The 5052-nt window shown below is 69.8% G+C and carries 5 protein-coding genes; 1 reads left to right on the top strand and 4 read right to left on the bottom strand.

Annotated elements, in window-relative coordinates; translation table 11 throughout:
- The 4 genes from ABD52_RS36150 to ABD52_RS36135 all read right to left on the bottom strand — a co-directional run.
- On the bottom strand, positions 1–245 hold a 245-nt coding region (locus ABD52_RS36150), incomplete at its 3' end, for an ATP-binding cassette domain-containing protein (RefSeq protein ID WP_047894707.1).
- Between the two features lie 15 nt (positions 246–260).
- A complete protein-coding gene (locus ABD52_RS36145) occupies positions 261–1250 on the bottom strand; it encodes an ABC transporter permease (protein ID WP_047894706.1) in 990 nt (329 codons plus the stop codon).
- Between the two features lie 63 nt (positions 1251–1313).
- Positions 1314–3059 carry an ABC transporter substrate-binding protein gene (locus ABD52_RS36140; protein WP_013286428.1) on the bottom strand — a complete coding sequence of 582 codons (1746 nt, stop codon included), beginning with the start codon at positions 3057–3059 and terminating at the stop codon, positions 1314–1316.
- Between the two features lie 56 nt (positions 3060–3115).
- On the bottom strand, positions 3116–4123 hold the full coding sequence (locus ABD52_RS36135) for an ABC transporter permease (RefSeq protein ID WP_047894705.1): 1008 nt from the start codon (positions 4121–4123) through the stop codon (positions 3116–3118).
- Positions 4124–4531: 408 nt separating this feature from the next.
- Here ABD52_RS36135 and ABD52_RS36130 point away from each other — a divergent pair, with 408 nt between their 5' ends.
- A complete protein-coding gene (locus ABD52_RS36130; protein ID WP_013286430.1) occupies positions 4532–4933 on the top strand; it encodes an SSI family serine proteinase inhibitor in 402 nt (133 codons plus the stop codon).
- The last annotated feature ends 119 nt before the right edge of the window (positions 4934–5052 follow it).

The raw sequence follows: 5052 nt of genomic DNA, 5'->3' as shown, positions 1-5052 counted from the left end.
CCCACCCAGATCTCCCCCGAGATGACCGTCCGCCTCGCGTTGTGCAAACCCAGGATCGCCAGCGACGTCACACTCTTACCGGAACCCGACTCCCCCACGATCCCCAACGTGCGACCCCGCTCCACGGCGAACGACACACCATCCACGGCCCGCACCACACCGTCCTCGGTGTCGAACCGCACCCGCAGATCCCTGACCCGCAGGTACGGGCCCTCGCCGCGACGCGGCGCCGGAAGCTCCACCATGTCCGTCTCCTCCCGTCAGCCCAACCGGACCCGTGGGTCGATCACCGCGTACAGCACGTCGACGACGATGTTGGCGACCACGATGAACACCGCCGCCAGCAGCACCGTCGCCATCACCACCGGCAGGTTGAGGAACTGCACCGCCTCCACAGTCGCCTTGCCGAGACCCTGGAGGCCGAAGATCGTCTCGGTGATGAACGTGCCGCCGAGGCTGGTGCCGATGTCCAGCCCGGCGATCGTGACGATCGGTGTGATCGCCGCCCGCAGCGCGTGCCGGGTGTGCACCTTCCGGGCGGGCAGCCCCTTCGCCCGGGCGGTACGGACGAAGTCCTCCGACAGCGTCTCCACCATCTGCGCCCGGGACAGCCGGGCGTACAAGGCCGAGTTGAGGAAGCCGAGCGTCATCCAGGGCAGAATCAGCCCGGCCGCCCAGCGGAACGGGTTCTCGGTCAGCGGGGTGTAGCTGGGGAACGGCAGCAGCCCGGTGGAGTAGACGAGCAGGTAGAGCAGGATCAGCCCGAAGAAGTAGACCTGCATCGACGCCCCGGCCAGTGTGACGCCGATCGCGGCGCGGTCGAACGCCGTACCCCGGCGTAGCGCCGACACCATGCCGAGCGAGATGCCGAGGCCGAGCCAGAGCACGGCACCGCCGAGGACGATGCTGAACGTCACCGGGGCGCGCTGGGCGACGATCTCGGTGACGGGCTGGTTGTTGCGGAACGAATAGCCGAGGCAGGGTGCCGGGCAGTCCTGCCGGAAGTCGCCCTCGCCGTAGGTACGGCCGGCGAAGACGCCGCTGACGAAGTCGGCGTACTGCCGGGGCAGCGGCTGGTCGATGCCGAGGCGGCGCTCGACCTGGGCGATGTCCTCGGCCGTGCAGTTCTTGCCGCACATCACCTTCGCCGGGCTGCTCGGCACCGCGAAGAAGAGACCGAACGTGACCAGGCTGATGACGACCAGGGTCAGGGCGGCGACGAGCAGCCGCCGTACGACGAAACGGAGCACGGGAGCACCTCCCCCGGGGTGGGCGCGGGGGCGGCCGCCGTGGCAGCCGCCCCCGCGCGGCTGTCACTTCTTCACGTAGATGCCGTTGAGCGAGATGATCCCGAACGCGTCGCTGAGGAAGGCGTTGCCGACCTTCGAGCCGTGCAGCTCGTAGGTGGCGTCGTAGTAGCAGGGCACCACCGGGGCGTACTTGTCCATGATCATGCGGTCGAGCGCCATCCAGCCGGCGTCCTGCTCGGCGGCCGGCAGGTCGCGGACCCGGTCGATCTCCGCGCTGACGGACGGTTCATTGAGGTACGACAGGTTCTGGTTGCCCTCGGCCACGATCTCCCGTCCGTCGTAGACCGGGGGGATGACAGTGGAGCCGGTGGGCCAGTCCGAGCCCCAGCCGGTGAGGTAGAGGTCGTACGGGTTGTCCTTGCGGCCGACCTCGTCGTAGTAGCTGCTGTTGTCGATCGGCTTCATCACGATGTCGAAGCCCATGTCGGTGAGGTTCTTGCGCAGCGCCTCGGCCTGCTGGGTGCGCAGTTCCAGGTTGGAGTGGGCGAGCACCAGCTTCGGCCGCTTGCCGGCGAGCAGCTCGGCGGTCTTGGCCTTGTCGCCGGTGACCGGGGCGTTGTACAGGTCGTACGGGACGAATCCGGCGGTGGTGGGCGACATGAGCGTGGTGGCGGGTGAGCCGGCGGCCTGCCCGCCGAGCACCTTGAGCAGGGCGTCCTTGTCGACGGCGTAGTTCAGCGCCCGCCGGACGCTCAGGTCGGTGACCCGCTGGGTGTTGATGCTCAGCACCCAGTTGTACTGCGTCGGGCCGCGTACCACCCGGTCGGAGACGCCGGATCCGGTGGTGCGGGGCAGCACCGACGGCGGCACGTCCGACCAGCTCAGCGCCGCCTGGTCGGCCGGCCCGTCGGCGACCAGGCGCTCGGCGATCTGGGCCTGCTCCAGGCCGAACGTCATCCGGATCGCGTCCGGGTACGCGTTGCGGATCGGGTCGGTCGCCGGATCCCAGTTCGGGTTGCGTTCCAGCTCCAGCGACACGTCGCGCTGGTAGGTCTTCACCCGGTACGGCCCGGACGAGAACGGCCGCAGGTCGTAGTTCGCGCGGGTGTCCTTCGCGGCGGGCACGGGCGCGCTGGTCGGCAGCGCCGCCGCGTACGGCAGATCGCAGTGCGGCTGCGGGAAGGTGAACCGGATGGTCCTGTCGTCGGGTGTGGCGACGCCGTCGGGCACCGGCTTGCCCCCGTCGTACGGTCCCTTGTAGGTGGCGTTGTACGCCCCGCCCGGGTAGAGCCACTGCTGGATGTAGTGCGGGCCCTCGTTGAGGTTCGCCGCGAACGACCGGGCGATGCCGTGGGCGACGTCCTTGCTGGACACGGGCGTGCCGTCCTCGTACTTCACGCCGTCGCGCAGGGTGAACTCCCAGACCTTGCAGTCGCCGTTCACGTCCTTGCCGGGGTTGGTGGCCAGGTCGCCGACGAGCAGCAGCTTGCCGCTGCCGTCCTCCTTGTAGCCGTTGAGCGCGCGGTACAGCAGCCCACCGGCGACCTGCTGCACGTTGACGTAGTTGCGGGCCGGGTCGAGGTGCTCGAAGTCGGCCGGCTGCATCACGGTGAGGGTGCCGCCGCGGGTCGCCCCGTCGACGTCCTTCGCCGGGCCCTGGTTGTCGGCGGCCTCGTACGAGATCGATCCGCTCTGGGTCTTGGTCTTCTGGTCGTCGCCGCCGCCGTCGTCGGTGGTGGGGCTGCAGCCGGCGGCGGCCAGCGCCGCCGCGGCGAGGACACCTGTCAGTGTCCGGGTTCGTGCGCGCACGGTGTGCTCCTTCCTGCCCGGCGGCCCCCGCCGGCCGGGCACTGATGGCCGTGGGACTACCGGGTGGAGCGGGGGTCCAGCGAGTCGCGCAGCGCGTCGCCGAGCAGGTTGAACGCCAGGACCAGCAGGAAGACCGTCAACCCGGGGAACAGGGTGTACCAGGGGTCGCTCGCGACGTAGCCGATGCTGTTGAAGATCATGCGGCCCAGGTCGGGCGTGGGTTCGGTGACGCCGATGTTGACGAACGCCAGCGCCGCCTCGATGGCGATGAACTGCGGCACCATCAGCGAGACGGTGACCAGGATCGGCGCCCAGATGTTCGGCAGCAGCTGCCGCAGCAGGATGTGCGTGGTGCCGGCGCCGGCCGCACGGGCCGCCTCGACGAACTCCCGCTCGCGCAGCGAGATCACCTGCCCGCGGACCAGCCGCGCGGTGTACGTCCAGCTGAACAGGCCGAACGTCGCGACGATCAGGGCCACCCGGAAGGCCGGCGACGGCGCCTCCCGGTCGGAGTAGAAGCGGTCCTGGAGGATCGGGATGACCGCGAGCGCGAAGATGAGGAACGGGAACGCCAGCGTGAGGTCGATCAGCCAGTTGACGACGCTGTCCAGCCAGCCTCTGGCCCACCCGGCCAGCACACCGACAGCGACACCGATGCCGGATGCCAGCAGCGCCGAGGTGAACGCGATGAACAGGGACGTCCGCAGGCCGTAGACCAGTTGCATCAGGATGTCCCGGCCGCTGCCGGGTTCGAGCCCCAGCCAATGGTTGGAGCTGATTCCGCCGGCGTACCCGATCGGCATTCCGAAATCGTTGAGGCGGTCCACGAACTTGTCGGTCGGGTCGATTCCGGTGAGCCGTCCCAGCAGAGGCGCGCCGAGCGCCACCAGGGCGGCGACGGCGAGCGTTACGGCGCTGGCCTTGGCCGTACGGTCGCGTTTGAGCCGCAGCCAGGCGAGCCGGCCGGGCGACCGGCCGACGAATTCGCCGGGCCGGCCGGCGGGGCCGGGAACGGCCTCGACATCGGGGCCGGGAGCGGCCGGTGGGTGCGACAGTTCGCTCATGAGCAGTCCTCCCGACGGGGACGAAAACGCCCTGCCACCCGACGGTAATGCGCTATGAGGTGCTCAAAAGAATCGTTCCGGTAACGGCCGTTCCGGTTGTCGTGCATTGACAACGATCCGGCGTACGGAATGCATCGGCGCAATAACGGCCCGATTCGGTTGTCAGCCTTTCAGGTGGCCGTACCGCCAATTCGGAATGCGCTCCCGCGAGGCACTCGGGCGGTTGTCAGCCGTTCGGGCATTCCCGTGCGCCGATGTAACACCGGACCGGCGGCGGGGTCGACTGGCGTAACACTTCGTGACTCTTCGCGTTCACACCGTCCACCTAGGGTTCTCGGCGGTCCGGTTCGCACGACGTGCCGGGCCGTCCACCGGCCCTCACCCGGGGCCCCGACGGAGAGACCACCCATGCCCTTCGCCCGACGTACCGCCGCTCTGGCCCTGGCCGCCGCGCTCGGCGGCCTCGCCGCGCCGGCCTCTCCCGCGCAGGCCGCGCCGCGCCCCGGCCCGGAGACCCCCTCGGTGCTCCTGCTCACCGTCGACGACGGCGCCGGCCTGCGCGCCACGGTGCTGACCTGCGGGCCCACCGGCGGCCTGCACCCCGACCCGATCACCGCCTGCCGGCTCGTCGCCCGCGTCGACGGTGACCTGGACGCGCTCGACGTGGACGGTGCGCCGTGCACCTCGCAGTACGACCCGGTCGTCGCGCGTGCCGTGGGCATCTGGCAGGACCGCCCGGTCTCCTACACCCGGACGTTCGGCAACGCCTGCCTGATGCAGCGCACCACCGCCTCCCTCTTCACCTTCTGACCCCGCCTCACCTTGTCGCGTTGATCATGAGGTTGGCGGCGATTCCGGTCCGTTTTGTCGCCGTCAACTTCATGATCGACGCGACAAGGTGAGGCGGGGTCAGAAGGTGAAGAGGGAGG

The sequence above is a fragment of the Micromonospora sp. RV43 genome (genome assembly GCF_001029515.1).
Lineage (GTDB): Bacteria > Actinomycetota > Actinomycetes > Mycobacteriales > Micromonosporaceae > Micromonospora > Micromonospora aurantiaca.
This window is presented reverse-complemented; position numbering and strand designations above follow the sequence as displayed.

What these genes read in the sequence shown, in the direction of transcription:
- ABD52_RS36135 (WP_047894705.1), bottom strand. Translation starts at nt 4,123, where the DNA reads ATGAGCGAACTGTCGCACCCACCGGCCGCTCCCGGCCCCGATGTCGAG.
- ABD52_RS36130 (WP_013286430.1), top strand. Translation starts at nt 4,532, where the DNA reads ATGCCCTTCGCCCGACGTACCGCCGCTCTGGCCCTGGCCGCCGCGCTC.